The sequence below is a fragment of the Rivularia sp. PCC 7116 genome, assembly GCF_000316665.1.
In the GTDB taxonomy this organism is placed as follows: domain Bacteria; phylum Cyanobacteriota; class Cyanobacteriia; order Cyanobacteriales; family Nostocaceae; genus Rivularia.
The window spans coordinates 8,637,272-8,652,517 of record NC_019678.1 but is presented as its reverse complement, the minus strand read 5'-3'; the positions used below and the strand labels follow the sequence as shown (position 1 = coordinate 8,652,517).

Here is a 15,246-nt window from a genome sequence, read left to right as displayed (position 1 = left end):
TTTCTAATCATTCTTTAAGAACGTTTGAAAACCCTGGGATTAATAGCATAATTTTCATTATCGTAAAAAGGTTTTATCAACTCTTTTAATGGCTGAAATGTCAAATTGGCACTGTAGTTTAATTGTTGCAGGGCATCAGTGATAAATTTGGCATTTTTTGCTAAACCCCATTTCTCTTGGAAATGATGTATGCTTTTACGTTTCCAAACATAATTCCATATTAATAAATAGTAGGGGATATCTGATAATTTTAATTCTGTAGTTTTAAGATAACTAACAATGCTTTCTGACTCCAGATAAATAGTTCCACCTGCCGCAAATACCGATAAAGAAAAATCAATACCCTGGGCGAAATTCATTAAATTTTCATCAAAACTACCTATCTGACGGAAAATAGCTGTACGTACCAAAACACAACTGAAATCTACTATTTGTGTTGGGTGACGCTTTAACAAAGGCTGCACTTGATCGAAAGACTTTTTAATAAATAACCTTCGATCAAATAAATCTAAACTTCCATCTCTATATTGAAACTCTAAGGTACCTCCAGCAGAGTGAATTATAGGTTTATATGATGTTGCTTGTAAACAAATAGGACTAACAACTGAAGCATTAGTTTCCTCGATGCAATGCATCAGTTTATTTAACCAGCCAGCAGTTACCAAAACATCATTATTGAGGAAAACAACATATTCAGTATCTACATATTTCAAACCTATATTACGTGCTTGATTGGAAGATACATATTTATCTGTACGTATTAAGCTGAATCCTTTTTCCTGCGATTTTGCCTCAATATACTGCCTAATTTTGTTTGGAGAATAACCATCTATATAAATTAATTTAAAAGGAACATTTGTGTATTTGTAAATACTTTCTAACGATTCTTCAGTGTATTGAAAACATTCATGCGGCACAACTACAAGCGTTACTTTTGGATATGACATAAATTTTTATCAATTAATATCGAAGAACTTGTTTATTTAATCAACGATATCCTTTATTTTCCAAAAAAGTATAAACTTTAGATGCTTACTTAGATAAAAAGCGATTAGCTCTACTTGAAATCACTGTAACGATTGAGTAAAAATACTGGATGACTTGCTTTTATCTGATATTTGGTTATAGTCAAAAATATTTAATTACAAAGATTTCAGTTACGAATTTACGCGCTCAATATATTCCTATCTGTGTTTTCGTCAGTATTCAAACATCACTTAATACTCAGTACTGCAAACAATAAATTAGGAGCAATCCATCAATAGATCGCTCCTAATTTATAATAAATATTATTGAATTCACAAGTTAATCAATCTTAACGATTTCAAAGATTTCCTCAATTGAGAAAGAGTCTGTGCTAAACCAGATATCGTTTAAGATTAAATCAATACATATGAACTGCTAGAAGATATTGCATTGCGAAATTAGCAGTATCACCGTATTTTGCTTTGCTAAAATACTTCGGTGAAGTGGTATAACAGAATTGACTGTGGTGAAGCTGTTTATCTCGGTATTACGATTTAAACTTAAGATTTTTTACCAACGCGATTTTCATAAGAAATAGAATAAATTTCGTTGGAAAGAGCGAACCATATTTACCAATACTGTATTACCATTCCAGAAGTTTGGGCTTCCGTTACTAGCCCCAATTTCCACCACCACCGGAGCGTCTATTACCTCGTTCTTCTCGCGGTCTTGCTTTATTAACCTTCATTGCGCGACCCATCCATTCAGCACCATCTAAGGCTTGAATAGCTGAGCTTTCTTCGTCTTCTGATTGCATTTCGACAAAACCGAAACCTCTCGATCTGCCAGTTTCCCTGTCAGTGGGTAATTGAACGCGCTTCACGCTGCCATACTCGGCAAAAACCTTACTAAGGTCTTCTTGAGTAACATCGTATGATAAATTTCCAACGTAGATTGACATGAGACTCTCCAGAATCCAACCGTGCAGAGGGGACATCCGGAAAGCTGCTTGCGACTTTTACTTAATAACAAGAACACAATTACCGAACGTACTTCTCCTGGATTATCCTACCACAACTTTTTTGCTCTCTTTGCTTATTATCTATAGGGACAATGCAAAATCCTTGCCGTTGATTGCACGAACGGAAGAAAAATATCAGTTTTTACTATCACTTTCATAGTCTAATTATATTGGTAATTTATAAAGAAACTGCTTAATTTACCAAGTAGTAAAACTAACCGTTGGCGATATACACAAATCAAATATCTATATTGCTTAGACTTAAGATTAGATGTTATTGACTGCCTGCGATTAAATTGGATTGCAGCAATTACACTTATCTATTTTTATAAATTTAAATTTAGGTTTTAAGTAATTAATTGCTAGTTAATTGACAGCACAATATGGATACTATATCGATATTTGAACCTATAAGTGTGGTTGTATAGACAACGAAAAACAATCAGGTTTCTCCAATATAACTTCTACTGCAATTACAAAAATTACTATCTAAGTAAGAATTTAATCGGTAACATAGCGCCATCCTTCTGGTTCATATTCGCGTTGAATTCTCACCAGCCAACCGCCTTGAGGTACATCGATGGAACCGTGTTCTTCGTGAAACAGTAAGGCATTACCAGAAAAAACACGTAGATATAAGTCGCTATTCTCTGTATATAATCGTGCTTGTCCTTCAGATATACGATGTTTATGCCCGGTAACTTCTCCTTCTGCTAAAACAAAGTTATCAAGGTCTTCCCGTAAGCCATCTAGTTTGTTGCCTTCAGTTGGCTTTACGGGAAGTAAAATTACATCCCCTTGACGAATCGGTTTCATAGTTTTTCCTCGCGCTCGTAGTCAAATCATCTGTTTGAAATACGGTACTTATTTAAATTTGATTTTGGCACAATTCTAAATATTGGCAAAAAATAATAAAAAATGGAAAACAATTAAGCCAACGGATTAAAAATCCCGAATAATCTTAACTGGTAGGCATTTGATTGGTGTCATCTGGATTGATTTTTCCAACTTTAAAGACCAATAAATAAAAATGGTAGTCGCCAATTACGTCCAATATAAGTTAAAGATTGAAATAACTGCCTTCCTCAATCGCCCGATTCCCACTATCTTATTTTTGAGAGGTATTTACATTGCCTTAAAAAAGTGTCCGGGGGTTGAAACCCCAATAAAAAAGGGTTTTAAATAAAGCTGGGCATTTTATATAACAGTTATTGTCTTGCTCGGCAGTGAAATTTTATCTTGACATTAACAATCGATTGTACCACTTTGACTTTTTAGCCCAGCAGCTATATTTTTCTTGAAATTTCCATGTCAACTCTCGTTATTGTCGAATCTCCGACCAAAGCTAAAACTATTCGTAACTATTTACCATCAGATTATCGAGTAGAAGCTTCGATGGGTCATGTACGTGACTTGCCACAGTCCGCTAGTGAAATTCCCGCCGCTGTCAAAGGAGAAGAATGGGCGAAGTTGGGAGTAAACGTAGAATCAAATTTTGAACCGTTGTACGTAGTCCCCAAGACCAAAAAACAGGTTGTCAGCCAGTTGAAACAAGCGCTTAAGGAAGCATCCGAACTGATTTTGGCGACTGACGAAGACCGCGAAGGTGAAAGTATCAGCTGGCATTTGTACCAACTGTTAAAGCCAAAAGTTCCTACAAAGCGAATGGTGTTTCATGAAATTACTTCTGAAGCCATAAAAAAAGCCCTGAAAAATACCCGTACAGTTGATGAACAGCTAGTTCGCGCTCAAGAAACGCGACGAATTTTAGACCGACTTGTAGGTTACACACTTTCACCTTTGTTGTGGAAAAAAATTGCCTGGGGTTTGTCGGCTGGAAGAGTGCAGTCTGTAGCGGTGCGACTGTTAGTGCAACGGGAACGGGAACGTCGTGCTTTTAATCAAGGTTCTTACTGGGATTTAAAAGCGGTTTTGAGTCAGACAGCTAATAAAGGAAGTAAAGAGCAATCGTTTAATTCCGTATTGGTTAGTTTGGCAGGAACCAAGCTCGCAACTGGTAGCGATTTCGATCCAGCAACGGGAAAAATTGCCGCAGGTCGTAAAGTTGTACTACTCAACGAAGAAGAAGCCGAAGCTCTGAAAGCACGGATAACCGATAAAACTTGGAAAGTTACCAATCTTGACGAACGTCCGGTAACGCGCAAACCAGCGCCTCCGTTTACTACTTCGACCTTACAGCAGGAATCTAACCGTAAGTTACGTTTATCAGCCCGCGATACGATGCGAGTTGCTCAAAACCTTTACGAACAAGGTTACATAACCTACATGCGTACCGACTCGGTACACTTGTCGGAACAAGCAGTAACCGCAGCCAGAGAATGCGTGCAAAAGCTTTACGGTAACGAATTTTTGTCTCCCCAGCCCAGAAAATACACGACAAAATCTAAAAGCGCCCAAGAAGCACATGAAGCTATTCGTCCGGCTGGAAGCAGCTTCCGCACTCCTCAAGAAACCGGTTTGAGCGGTAGAGAATTGCAATTGTACGATTTAATCTGGAAGCGTACCGTTGCCTGTCAAATGGCAGATGCAAAGCAAACTCAAATCACCATGCATTTACTAGTGGAAGATGCGGGTTTTCGCTCTTCAGGTAAGCGAATTGATTTTCCGGGATTTTTACGTGCTTATGTAGAAGGTTCCGACGATCCCGAAGCAGCACTTGAAGACAAGGAAGTCATTTTACCTAACCTAAAAGTTGGCGATAATCCCAGCTGCAAAGAACTGCAAACTGTGGGTCATGAAACTCAGCCTCCAGCCCGATTTACAGAAGCAACTTTAGTGAAAACCCTAGAAAGCGAAGGCATTGGTCGTCCCAGTACCTATGCCAGCATTATCGGTACTATTGTCGATAAAGGTTACGCTCAATTAACTAATAATGCTTTAATTCCTTCATTCACAGCCTTCGCTGTGACTAAATTGCTAGAAACTCATTTCTCGGAAATCGTTGACCCCAGCTTCACCTCCAAAATGGAGCAAACTCTTGATGATATTTCCACTGGAGAAGCGGAATGGTTACCTTACTTAAAAAAATTCTATTTAGGAGAAAAAGGTCTCGATACCTTAGTTAAGGAGCGAGAAAGTCAAATTGATATCAATACATCTAGAACCGTTGACTTGAACATCCCCGATGTCAAAATCCGCATCGGTAAATTCGGTGCTTATTTAGAAGCTGAAAATGGCGATGAGGTGGTTACAGCCTCGATTCCCCGAGATTTAACTCCCTCCGACCTCGATCCGGAAAAAGTAGAAAAATTACTCAAGCAAAAAACCGAAGGTCCCGACCAAGTGGGGATTCATCCAGAAACTGCCCAGCCGATTTTCATGCTGATTGGTCCTTACGGTCCTTACGTACAATTGGGTGAAAAGTCTGAAGAAAATCCCAAACCCAAACAAGCTTCGCTACCTAAAAATGTCAAGCCAGAAGACGTAACTGTGGAAATGGCTGTTGGTCTTTTAGCTTTGCCCAGAAAATTAGGAGAACATCCAGAAACTGGTGCTAGTGTTCAAGCCAATTTAGGTCGTTTTGGACCCTACGTAGTTCACAATGCCAAAGAGGGAAAAGATTACCGTTCGTTGAAAGCTGGTGATGATGTACTTACGGTTAGCTTAGAAAGAGCATTAGAATTATTGTCTCAGCCTAAAAAAGGACGGGGTAGCAGAAGTAATGCTAAGAAGCCATTGCGTGAATTAGGTTCTCACCCAGACAATGAAGAACCAGTCAATATTTATGAAGGACCTTACGGAGTTTACATAAAGCATGGTAAAACCAATGTCGGCATTCCTGAAGGTGAAACTGTAGAAAGCATTACTTTAGAGAAAGCATTGGAATTACTAGCGAACAAAGCACCAAAAGGTAAATCTACTCGCAAAACAACCAAGTCAAAAACTTCAAGTACTAAAAAATCGAATAGTACTAAATCTAAAGCTTCTAGCAAAACTTCTACTGCTAAATCTAAGAAGAAAACAGAAACAAGCTGATAAATACCCAAGAGGAGCATACTATACTAATAGTCCGGATGCTTTCATTCTTCTGGACTATTAGTTTATAAACTATTGGTTGATTAGTGCGAACGTAAAATACTTCTTAAGAAGAGCAATGTCAACCTACCCGTGGCGAATGTGATAACCTAAAATAATAAAGGGAGAAATCGCAGTTATCGGTAATGACTTGCTCCCCATTAAGGGTGAGTTCTGTTTGACCCACTTATCCACCAGCGGTGCTGTTTTTACTTTATTTTCTCCGTAGTCGATAGTTGACTTAGAGTTATTATCTCAGGAGCGTTCAGTTAAATGGATTATATCGAAAAGGTGCTCGAAAAGCTTAAGGAATTAGCACGCGAGCTGATTGATGCCCTTTTAGGGCCAGAAGCTGAGCCAGAAGCTGAATTAATTCCTATTCCCGTAGATGGGCGTTCTCGCCGTGGTAGATAGTTGGAATGCTAAGGAAGGAATCGAACCTTCTATAAGCATTTTAGTACTGCACGGACCGAATCTGAATTTACTGGGACAACGAGAACCGGAAATTTATGGTTCCCTTACCTTGAATGATATTAATCGTCTGCTAGTAGAAGAAGGTCGTTCTCTATCAGTCAAAGTATCTGCCGTGCAGTCCAATCATGAAGGCATCTTAATAGATGCTATTCATGACGCATTTTTCAATTACCAAGGCATTATTATCAATGCCGGAGCTTATACCCATACGAGTGTAGCATTGCGAGATGCTCTGAAGAGCGTTAATTTACCTACGGTAGAAGTACATTTGAGCAATATATATCGTAGAGAAGATTTCAGACATCATTCATATATAGCACCAGTAGCGATTGGTCAAATTAGCGGCTTTGGCGCGAAAAGCTATCTTTTAGGATTGCAAGCTTTAGTGTATCACCTCAGGAAATCTTGAATTATACAGTAATATTTAATTTATTTAATTAATTGACAGCAAATAGTATTAGTTTTTTTGTGGAGTCTATCTCTCCAAAGGTAGAATTTATCAAAAAAAATTATCTTATCCAGAATTCGTGTTGGTGCAACTGGTAGTTATAACATTATGGAATATTTAAATCGGTTTTAATTAACTGTATGCGCTATTCACTTACAAATAGAATTCGGGGTACTTTGATAGGAGGTATGGTAGGGCAAACTTTAGGCAATGTAGGACTTGCAGAATCATTTAACTGTTCTTTAGCAGTACAAGGTATGCAAAGCTTAATTGCACAAGGTGGCTTTGATTTAGAAGACTGGGATCGTCTTGTGCCCTCGCTCTCTAACAAAGAAATTGCAGCAGATTTTATATTTTTGAACTTGATTTGGGCGACTTTACCCATAGCATTGTTTTTTCATGAAGATCGTTCTGTTTTACGAAAAAACTTACTATTAGCTATCAAAACTCACAATCATCCCTTGGATAGAGATGGAATATTGACTGTATGTTATCTGATAGCTCAATCTTTAAACGATAAAATCAACACCGACACAATAGTTTCAGAAATTACTTCATTCATCGGTGAAACTAAAACTGGAATACCAAAATTACTTCAACAAGTCAATAATATAATAATTAAAAATGCTGGATATTCTGAATTACAAAATTGCTTGGATAAAGAAAATAGTATAAGCAATATCATCGCTATAGCTTTTTATTGCTTTGTAACTACTAAAGAAGATTTTCGTCTTACCTGTTTGCGTGCGGTTGAAAACCAACAAAATTCAAGAGTTTCTGGTGCTATTGCCGGTATAATTTCGGGGGCTTATAACAGCATGACTGGTATACCTGTAACTTGGCACTTAGGGTTAGATGAGGCAAAATTAGCACAATGGGGATTAACTAGCTTTTCTCAAGTGGTAAAATTAGCTGATGCATTTGTAGCCGTATGGTCGGGGACATATGATGTTTTACCACAAGTTTTAGAATTACAGGAGGTTGGTAAATCAAATTTAATTCCCCCTTTGGAGGCAATTGCAGCCCCACATATTATCCGTTTGCGTTAACTGTATTTATTATCGGCTACTACTCTGCGCCCACTCCCTGCAAGTTTACACAATTAAGATAGTAATCGCTTTTTTGGCTAAATCACTATACTTAGTACGGAGTAAACCCAGGATTTTCACTAAATGGTAAATAACTATGATGGCAGCTTTGAAGCTTAAAACTTCTGTTCCGAATTGTCTGGAATTCAACCATTCTTATAGGCAACTGCGGTCATAGGCAATGAAAACGCAACCATTTTTAAAGTCCTTGACTCAAGTAAAAGCTACCTGGGGACGACGATACAAAGCATTACGTCGCTTGTATGTATCTAAAACAGGTGATAAAAATCTATCTCAAAAACCCTTCTGCTCCAGTCCAATGGTAAAGTCGGCTAAAGGTAAATGTGGTATTTACGCAACTTGTTGGGGACTGATTCCTCAGCATTCTTCCGTTGTGTTTGCGATCGCTTTAATTACCATTACAGGAGTAATGGGGCATAAATTATACAGTCAGCCTCAGTTGCAAGAAGGAGCTGCTGCTCGCGAAACAATTGTTGCTCCCTATACTGCGACTATAGAAGATAAACAGCAAACAGAATTGGAACGCGAATCTGCTAGAGACAATTCTCGGCAATGGTTTATGGTAGATAAGCAAATTAACGAAACAGTTGAGCAGAATTTAGAGCAATTGCTGCGGCAAGGAAATGAAATTCGCAAAACTGCTGGTGATTTTCCATTTTATGACACTGAAATATTACGTACTTCTACACAAGATTATGTACGTTCGGTTCCCGAAAAAGAGTGGGAACAACTCAAGATTTCTTTGGAAAACCCCAATCAAAATATTGCTAGAAGTCAAAAACCATTACCTGTCGTTGTAGCTAATACTACCGGTGCTGCCGTTACAGATACTCAAACTATTGATACGATTACTCAAAACCCTGATTTTAAGCAGGCATTAAATCAATTACGGCTATACCGTGACAAAACTTCGACGGCGAATTTGCGATCGCTAATCAAGAAGATAGAAGAAAAAAGAGAACTTTATGCTCTAGCTAAAGAAAAACTTGCAGAACTTAACCTTTCAGATTTAGCCGAAAAAGTATATGAAGACACCACCATACTAAATTTCAGCGATGAAGAATGGTCAAAAATTCAAATGGGTATAGCCCAAAGCGCTCAACTAATCCTAGCTCAGGGTATTCATCCTGGATTACCTACTGATAATTTAAAATATGTAATTAATTTACATTTACAAAAATCAGAATCATTAGTGCCTAAAGATACTCAACCTTGGGCAACTAAATTGTTATCAAGTGTTTTAAGACCGAATCTAAAGAAAGACAAACAGCAAACAGAGTTACAGGCTTCCCAAGAAGCAGCGAAAATAAAGCCTGTAATGATAACGGTTAAAAAAGGCGAGCTAATTGTCCGAAAAGGGCAGAATATTACAGAATGGAATTTAGCAGTATTAGAAAATTACAATTTAATTCGCCGGGAAATTAATTGGCTGGGTTTAACTTATTTGGGTAGTGCTGTTGCAGCAGCCATAGGCATTTATGCTTTGGTAGAAAAGCGTTTGAGAAATCGACTGCGGCAAAGCGACAGATTATTAGTATTACTACTGACTTTATCTTGTCCATCTTTATTGGTTGTAGGTGTACCTTTTACAACATGGAGTGCAGTCGGTTTACTTTTAGGCAGTTTTTACGGTCCGACTTTGGGTATTACTGTTATCGGGTTGCTGCTAACATTACTGTTACCCATGAGCTTAGAAGTCGGAAAAACAGCGATCATAGCTGGTGCTGCTGGAGGAATACTTGGTAGTTGCATGGCACAACGACTGCGTTCTCGTGAAGAATTAGCTGTATTAGGATTTGGAATTTCTTTAACAGAAGGCGGCACTTACTTATTGTTAAAAGTATTACTGGGTACTGCATTCACTTCGACTTCCTATTTAGTATTTCAAGAAGCAGGACTCCTAGCACTGTCGGGCTTAGGTTGGAGTATTGTTGCTTTGGGACTAAGTCCTTACTTAGAAAAGTTGTTCGATTTAGTCACTCCCATTAGATTAGCAGAACTGGCTTCGCCTAATCGTCCGCTGCTCAAACGTCTTGCTACAGAAGCTCCCGGTACATTTCAGCATACACTGTTTGTTGCCACTCTTGCTGAAGCTGCTGCCAAAGAGCTTAAATGCAATGTTGAATTGGTAAGAGCTGGAACATTGTACCATGATGTCGGTAAAATGCATGACCCGATGGGATTTATCGAAAATCAAATGGGGGGTCCCAATAAACATGACACCGAAATTAACGATCCCTGGATAAGTGCCGATATTATTAAGAAGCACGTTAGTGCCGGATTGGCTATGGCGAGAAAGCATAGTTTACCTACGGCTATACAGGCATTTATTCCAGAACATCAAGGGACAATGCAAATTGCCTATTTTTATCACCAAGCCCAGGAATTAGCTAAGGGCGATCCAACATTACAGATAAAAGAAGAAGACTTCCGTTATGAAGGACCAACTCCTCAATCGCGGGAAACTGCAATTGTTATGTTAGCCGATTCTTGTGAGGCAGCATTGCGATCGCTACGAGATGCAACACCAGAAAAAGCTTTGAATATGGTCAATAATATTCTACGGGCTAGATGGAAAGATAATCAACTCTTAGATTCGGGCTTAACACGTCAAGAAATGTCAAAAATAGCCGAAATCTTCGTCACAGTATGGCAACAATTCCATCACAAGCGAATTGCTTATCCTAAGTTAAAAGCTAGGAATTAATGGGGATGGGGAATGAAAAATAAACTAGCATCCAGAAATACAGCCTTTTTCCTATTAATAACCCTAGGCAAATTGATTTTGCTTCAGATTAAAATCAGTACTGGGATTGGGAAAGCAAATAGTTAAGACTGCGATCGCAACTTTTTGACGAATTACCAGAACATCGATTCAGTAAGTTCGGAGCCACCTGCTTTCATTCCCAACCAAGAGTGAAAAGTCGCGAACAAAATCACTAATGGTACTGAGGAAAAGTGAACAATCCGTAATGCTTGCCAACTACCAAATAAGCTGACTATCCAAGAAAATTGAGCCGGTTTATACATTCCTATCCCAGAGAATAAGGCTAGCAACAAAATAGGAATAATACTTGTGTATACTATACGATGCCAAGCATAAATCAAACGTCGAGAATTTTTGGTTTTATGGAGGGCTTTCAAATCTTTACTACTAGCAAAACGGTGCAACCATCTACGGGTAATTAAAACGTAAATTCCATACCACAAAAGATTAAGCGAAAACAGCCACATTGCAGCAAAATGCCAATGTCTACCTCCTGCAAGCCAGCCCCCTAATGTAAATATAGGTGGAATATGTAAAGACGAGCGTCCACCGAAAACTGGATTGGCGTTGTAAATTTGCAATCCGCTGGTAAGCATGACGAACACACTTATAATATTATTCCAGTGAAAAACCTTGGCTGCTATAGATTGAACTGGAAACTTCCTTGTCGAAGTCTCAGAAGTGGAAGTCATATTCGGAATGCATTTAGACGGGCAAATTAAACCAGAACTGAATTAATACTATCAGATGATGTAACTATTGATAAGTTCGCTAAAAAAAGTGGGTTGAACACTCGCGATCGAACCAAAGATTTGTATATTTAAGCTCTTTGACTCAAATACTCATGTTTAGCTACTTTTGTACACAATTTCTTTATCCTATAACCAGTACAAACTCTTCGATGAAGTATAGCTCTGTTTAAATTTATAATTTGACATCAATATTTTGCAGCAAGCTAAAGCTAAGATATAAACCGATGAGTAAAAAATATTGCTAGCATTAACACAAGTAAATTTACTTGTAAAATAAATTGTTTTCTAAACTGTTGCTGGTTGAATTTGTATATCAGAAGCGGGCAAAATGCCCGACAGTGCGATAAAGAGGAGGCAAACTCCAAGCTATCGCACGCTCAGCAAACGGGCTTTCTGGGGGACGGATACCGACACCTCCAACTCGACTCACCACAAGGCACTGCTCTTTGCACTACAATAATTGACAATTTATTCTTATACAATGACGGCTGCTCATCAACTTATCACCAACAAATTTGGCTGATAAACAAATTAACTTATATTAACAGAAGCTTTAACTAAGTATTTGTTTATTATACGAACAGTTATTAACCCTTTTCTTGCTTGATGAACTGCATTTCATTCGCTTGGAAAGACCGCATAGCTACTGCTTTTTTTGGAGTATCTTTTGTAGCTTTGGTCTCTACTAGATAATTTTCTTTAAGTAACCGTATGTAAGTACGATAAGGTATATAATCAACAGGATCGTATCCATGAAAACGCAGTATTAAAACACAAGCCCAGGAATATTTTCGAGCTAGAATTGCTTTAATAACTTCTTCAACTTGTTTCTTATCCATTGTCTTCAATTTTGCTCACAAATAATAAAATATGCTTTATTGAGTCAGAGGGAACACTAAAAAAATCTTTATAATATAAAGTTTATATTTGTATTGCGATATCAATTCATCATTTTCTGTAATCTTTATACAAAATTCATAATATTTTTACTGTTTTATATTTAAAAAATTAATAATCAATTAAGTAAAGCATTATTTTAATTCAATTTTTATTTTATACAAGCACTGCTATCTGCTTGCAGAATTACATATACAAAAGCCATAAAAATTTTTACAATTATTCGCTAATCTTAAATTAAGGCGAAAAATCATGTTTCTCAAAAATTTATACTTCTCTTTTGTAAAATCACTGAAGGCATGTAACAAATAATGACAATTTAATTGTATATTTATTGAATTACAATACTTAAATTTAAAATGATTTTGGTTTTTAGTAGTCTCAAAGTAAGTTTTTATAGATTAACAAGTTTTTTTAATAGGATTAAGCATCTAGGTTCATCGGTTAATGAATTAATGATTTGCTCCAAATAAATTGCATATGCTCTTAATCATTTATAAATTACAACACAACAATTAATGTCAGGGGGCTAGACCCCTGATATTATTAAGTTTTTTTTGTTGGTTCAATTTCTAAATTATTATCATTTATTAGCTTAGTTTTTTAATTCAATTTGTAACGATAAATATGTAATATTTTATTATTAAAAAGTATGTGTATACACGCAGAAGGTAATTTAATGTAAGCTATTAAACATTATTTTCAACAACCTTTATCGGAAAATATTTAGGGCTTGCTGAATTAACACGAAAATGTTGTGCAGCATACATTTTCAGACCAGAGGAATATATTCAGGTGTTTGAAATTGGTCTAGAATGACTCAAAACCCTTGCATTACCATGAGTAGCACACTGTGCTTGTTTAGTACTTATGTACCGTAAAGAGGAGCAATCTCAAGTCTTATCAGAAAACTTTGAACTTCCTTTTGAGGGGAAGTTATCTGAAGATAATCGTTGGGTAATTATGGCTTCATTGATACCTTGGTTAGAGTTTGAAGACGAGTATGCTTCAATTTTTTCCGAAGAAGTAGGGGCACCAGCTAAATCTTTTCGTATGGCCCTAGGAGCGTTAATTATTAAAGAGAAACTGGGGATAAGTGATAGAGAGACAGTAGAACAAATTAAGGAAAATCCTTATCTACAGTATTTTATAGGAATGTCATCCTATAGTCAGGATACTCCATTTGATGCGTCAATGTTAGTTCACTTTCGTCAAAGAATAGGGGTAGAGCTAGTCAATAAAATTAATCAAACAATGGTAAAGAAGATGTTAGAAGATTCTTCTGCACCAATAAAAAAAAAGAATTAAATGAACCAACGAATAGGGGGAAATTAATATTAGATGCAACTTGTGCGCCTAGTGATATTAGTTACCCCACAGACTTAGGGCTATTGAATCAAGCAAGAAAGCATACCGAAAAAATCATAGATTTTCTATATGAGCAAGTTAAAAATCAACTAGATAAAAAACCAAGAACTTATCGTAAACTTGCACGAAAAAATTACTTAAAAGTTGCTAAAAAACGTCGTCCATTTCAAAAAGAAAGAAGAAAAGCAGTAAAAAAACAACTTCAGTATATTAAAAGAAATATCTCTCACATTAAACAGCTAGTTTATATTGGAGCAAATCTATCTAAATTAAGTATTAGGCAATATAAAATATTGCTAGTAATTAGCGAAATTTATCGTCAGCAACTATGGCTATATGAAAATAAAAAGAAAAGTATAGATAACCGCATTGTAAGTTTAAATCAACCACATGTACGTCCAATTCTTCGCGGAAAAGCTGGTAAAACAGTAGAGTTTGGAGCAAAGTTATCAGCTAGCTATTTTGACGGATATATATTTTTAGACCGTATTAGTTGGAATAATTTTAATGAATCAACAGATTTAAAAATACAAATAGAATCATTTAAAAAATACACTGGTTACTACCCTGAATCGGTTCATATTGACAAAATTTATCGTACACAAAAAAATCGAGCTTGGTGTAAAGAAAGAGGTATTAGAATTAGTGGGCCGCCTTTGGGAAGACCACCTGCCAATATTAGTAAAGAGAAGAAGAAACAAGCTGCTCATGATGAGAAGATTCGTAGTTCTATTGAAGGTAAATTTGGACAAGGGAAGAGAAGATTTAGCCTTAATTGCGTGATGACTAAACTTTCTCATACCTCTAAAACTGCAATCGCAATTACTTTTTTAGTAATGAATCTTTCTACTTATATCTCACGTTTATTGAGAGCTTTTTTATGCCTATTTTTCAGGAATCTGCCTTTTTCACGACCTGGCATTAAAAATTATTATAGCTTTTTTGGTTTTAATAAACAAAAACTTATTTTTAGCCCTTCCTTGAATAATTAATAAACCTCCATCTCACTTTTTTATTACTTTTTCAGCAAGCCCTATTTACTTTTGAATCCAAATTTATACTTAGCAAATAGCTCCAATTAATTATTACATATAGAGATAATAAGGGTATATCTAATTACTTTTATAATAATTGAGGATTTGGCAATTAGCAGTCAATATTCGGATATAGGTGGTTTGCCATCAGAAGTAATTACGGTTAGCTTAGGAGTTACCAATATGTTAACCAGTGCCGAAGTCGAATCGATCGGCTTGATTTATCTTGGCAACCAAGCGCTGAGAAAGGAGCGCAATCGAGTGGTATTAAGTTCAAACCGAACGGACAATTTAGGTCATATAAGCAATTTGATGTTTAGTAAATGAGTGGATCTCTTTGTTCCCTATTTCCCAGAATCTATTTTTATTCATGAG

The 15,246-nt window shown here is 36.7% G+C and carries 12 protein-coding genes; 7 read left to right on the top strand and 5 right to left on the bottom strand.

All coding sequences use genetic code 11. The features are described from left to right. Positions 1 to 14: 14 nt before the first annotated feature. From RIV7116_RS33185 to RIV7116_RS33175, 3 genes are all read right to left on the bottom strand, one after another. A complete protein-coding gene (locus tag RIV7116_RS33185) occupies positions 15 to 947 on the bottom strand; it encodes a glycosyltransferase family 2 protein (protein ID WP_015122732.1) in 933 nt (310 codons plus the stop codon). Positions 948 to 1,639: 692 nt separating this feature from the next. Beyond that, positions 1,640 to 1,927: an RNA-binding protein gene (locus tag RIV7116_RS33180; RefSeq protein ID WP_015122731.1), complete on the bottom strand. Its 288-nt coding sequence runs from the start codon at positions 1,925 to 1,927 to the stop codon at positions 1,640 to 1,642. 561 nt (positions 1,928 to 2,488) lie between these two features. After that, positions 2,489 to 2,803: a hypothetical protein gene (locus tag RIV7116_RS33175; protein ID WP_015122730.1), complete on the bottom strand. Its 315-nt coding sequence runs from the start codon at positions 2,801 to 2,803 to the stop codon at positions 2,489 to 2,491. A 492-nt stretch (positions 2,804 to 3,295) separates the two neighbouring features. On the opposite strand from RIV7116_RS33175, the gene topA reads away from it, so the two are divergent. From topA to RIV7116_RS33150, 5 genes are all read left to right on the top strand, one after another. After that, entirely contained in the window at positions 3,296 to 5,983 is a 2,688-nt protein-coding gene (gene topA, locus RIV7116_RS33170) for a type I DNA topoisomerase (protein WP_015122729.1), read from the top strand. A gap of 312 nt (positions 5,984 to 6,295) precedes the next feature. Next, positions 6,296 to 6,436, top strand: coding sequence for a hypothetical protein (locus RIV7116_RS36730; protein WP_015122728.1), 141 nt, complete (start codon positions 6,296 to 6,298; stop codon positions 6,434 to 6,436). Further along, on the top strand, positions 6,411 to 6,905 hold the full coding sequence (gene aroQ / locus RIV7116_RS33160) for a type II 3-dehydroquinate dehydratase (RefSeq protein WP_015122727.1): 495 nt from the start codon (positions 6,411 to 6,413) through the stop codon (positions 6,903 to 6,905). Before RIV7116_RS36730 ends, aroQ begins: the two co-directional genes overlap by 26 nt. 179 nt (positions 6,906 to 7,084) lie before the next feature. Then, a complete protein-coding gene (locus RIV7116_RS33155) occupies positions 7,085 to 7,993 on the top strand; it encodes an ADP-ribosylglycohydrolase family protein (protein ID WP_015122726.1) in 909 nt (302 codons plus the stop codon). 220 nt (positions 7,994 to 8,213) lie between these two features. After that, positions 8,214 to 10,760 carry an HD family phosphohydrolase gene (locus RIV7116_RS33150; RefSeq protein ID WP_015122725.1) on the top strand — a complete coding sequence of 849 codons (2,547 nt, stop codon included), beginning with the start codon at positions 8,214 to 8,216 and terminating at the stop codon, positions 10,758 to 10,760. 152 nt (positions 10,761 to 10,912) lie between these two features. Here the strand turns inward: RIV7116_RS33150 and RIV7116_RS33145 are convergent, their stop codons facing one another. Together RIV7116_RS33145 and RIV7116_RS33140 are read right to left on the bottom strand one after the other, a co-directional pair. Next, on the bottom strand, positions 10,913 to 11,512 hold the full coding sequence (locus RIV7116_RS33145; protein WP_015122724.1) for a cytochrome b/b6 domain-containing protein: 600 nt from the start codon (positions 11,510 to 11,512) through the stop codon (positions 10,913 to 10,915). 647 nt (positions 11,513 to 12,159) lie between these two features. After that, positions 12,160 to 12,411 carry a HetP family heterocyst commitment protein gene (locus RIV7116_RS33140; RefSeq protein WP_044291325.1) on the bottom strand — a complete coding sequence of 84 codons (252 nt, stop codon included), beginning with the start codon at positions 12,409 to 12,411 and terminating at the stop codon, positions 12,160 to 12,162. A 928-nt stretch (positions 12,412 to 13,339) separates the two neighbouring features. On the opposite strand from RIV7116_RS33140, the gene RIV7116_RS33130 reads away from it, so the two are divergent. Both RIV7116_RS33130 and RIV7116_RS33125 read left to right on the top strand, forming a co-directional pair. Next, a protein-coding gene (locus RIV7116_RS33130) for an IS5 family transposase (protein ID WP_371261610.1) occupies positions 13,340 to 14,829 on the top strand; the annotation gives its coding sequence in 2 pieces (ribosomal slippage) (positions 13,340 to 13,753 and positions 13,756 to 14,829; 1,488 coding nt in all). A 147-nt stretch (positions 14,830 to 14,976) separates the two neighbouring features. Beyond that, a complete protein-coding gene (locus tag RIV7116_RS33125; RefSeq protein WP_044291322.1) occupies positions 14,977 to 15,198 on the top strand; it encodes a hypothetical protein in 222 nt (73 codons plus the stop codon). Positions 15,199 to 15,246: the final 48 nt, after the last annotated feature.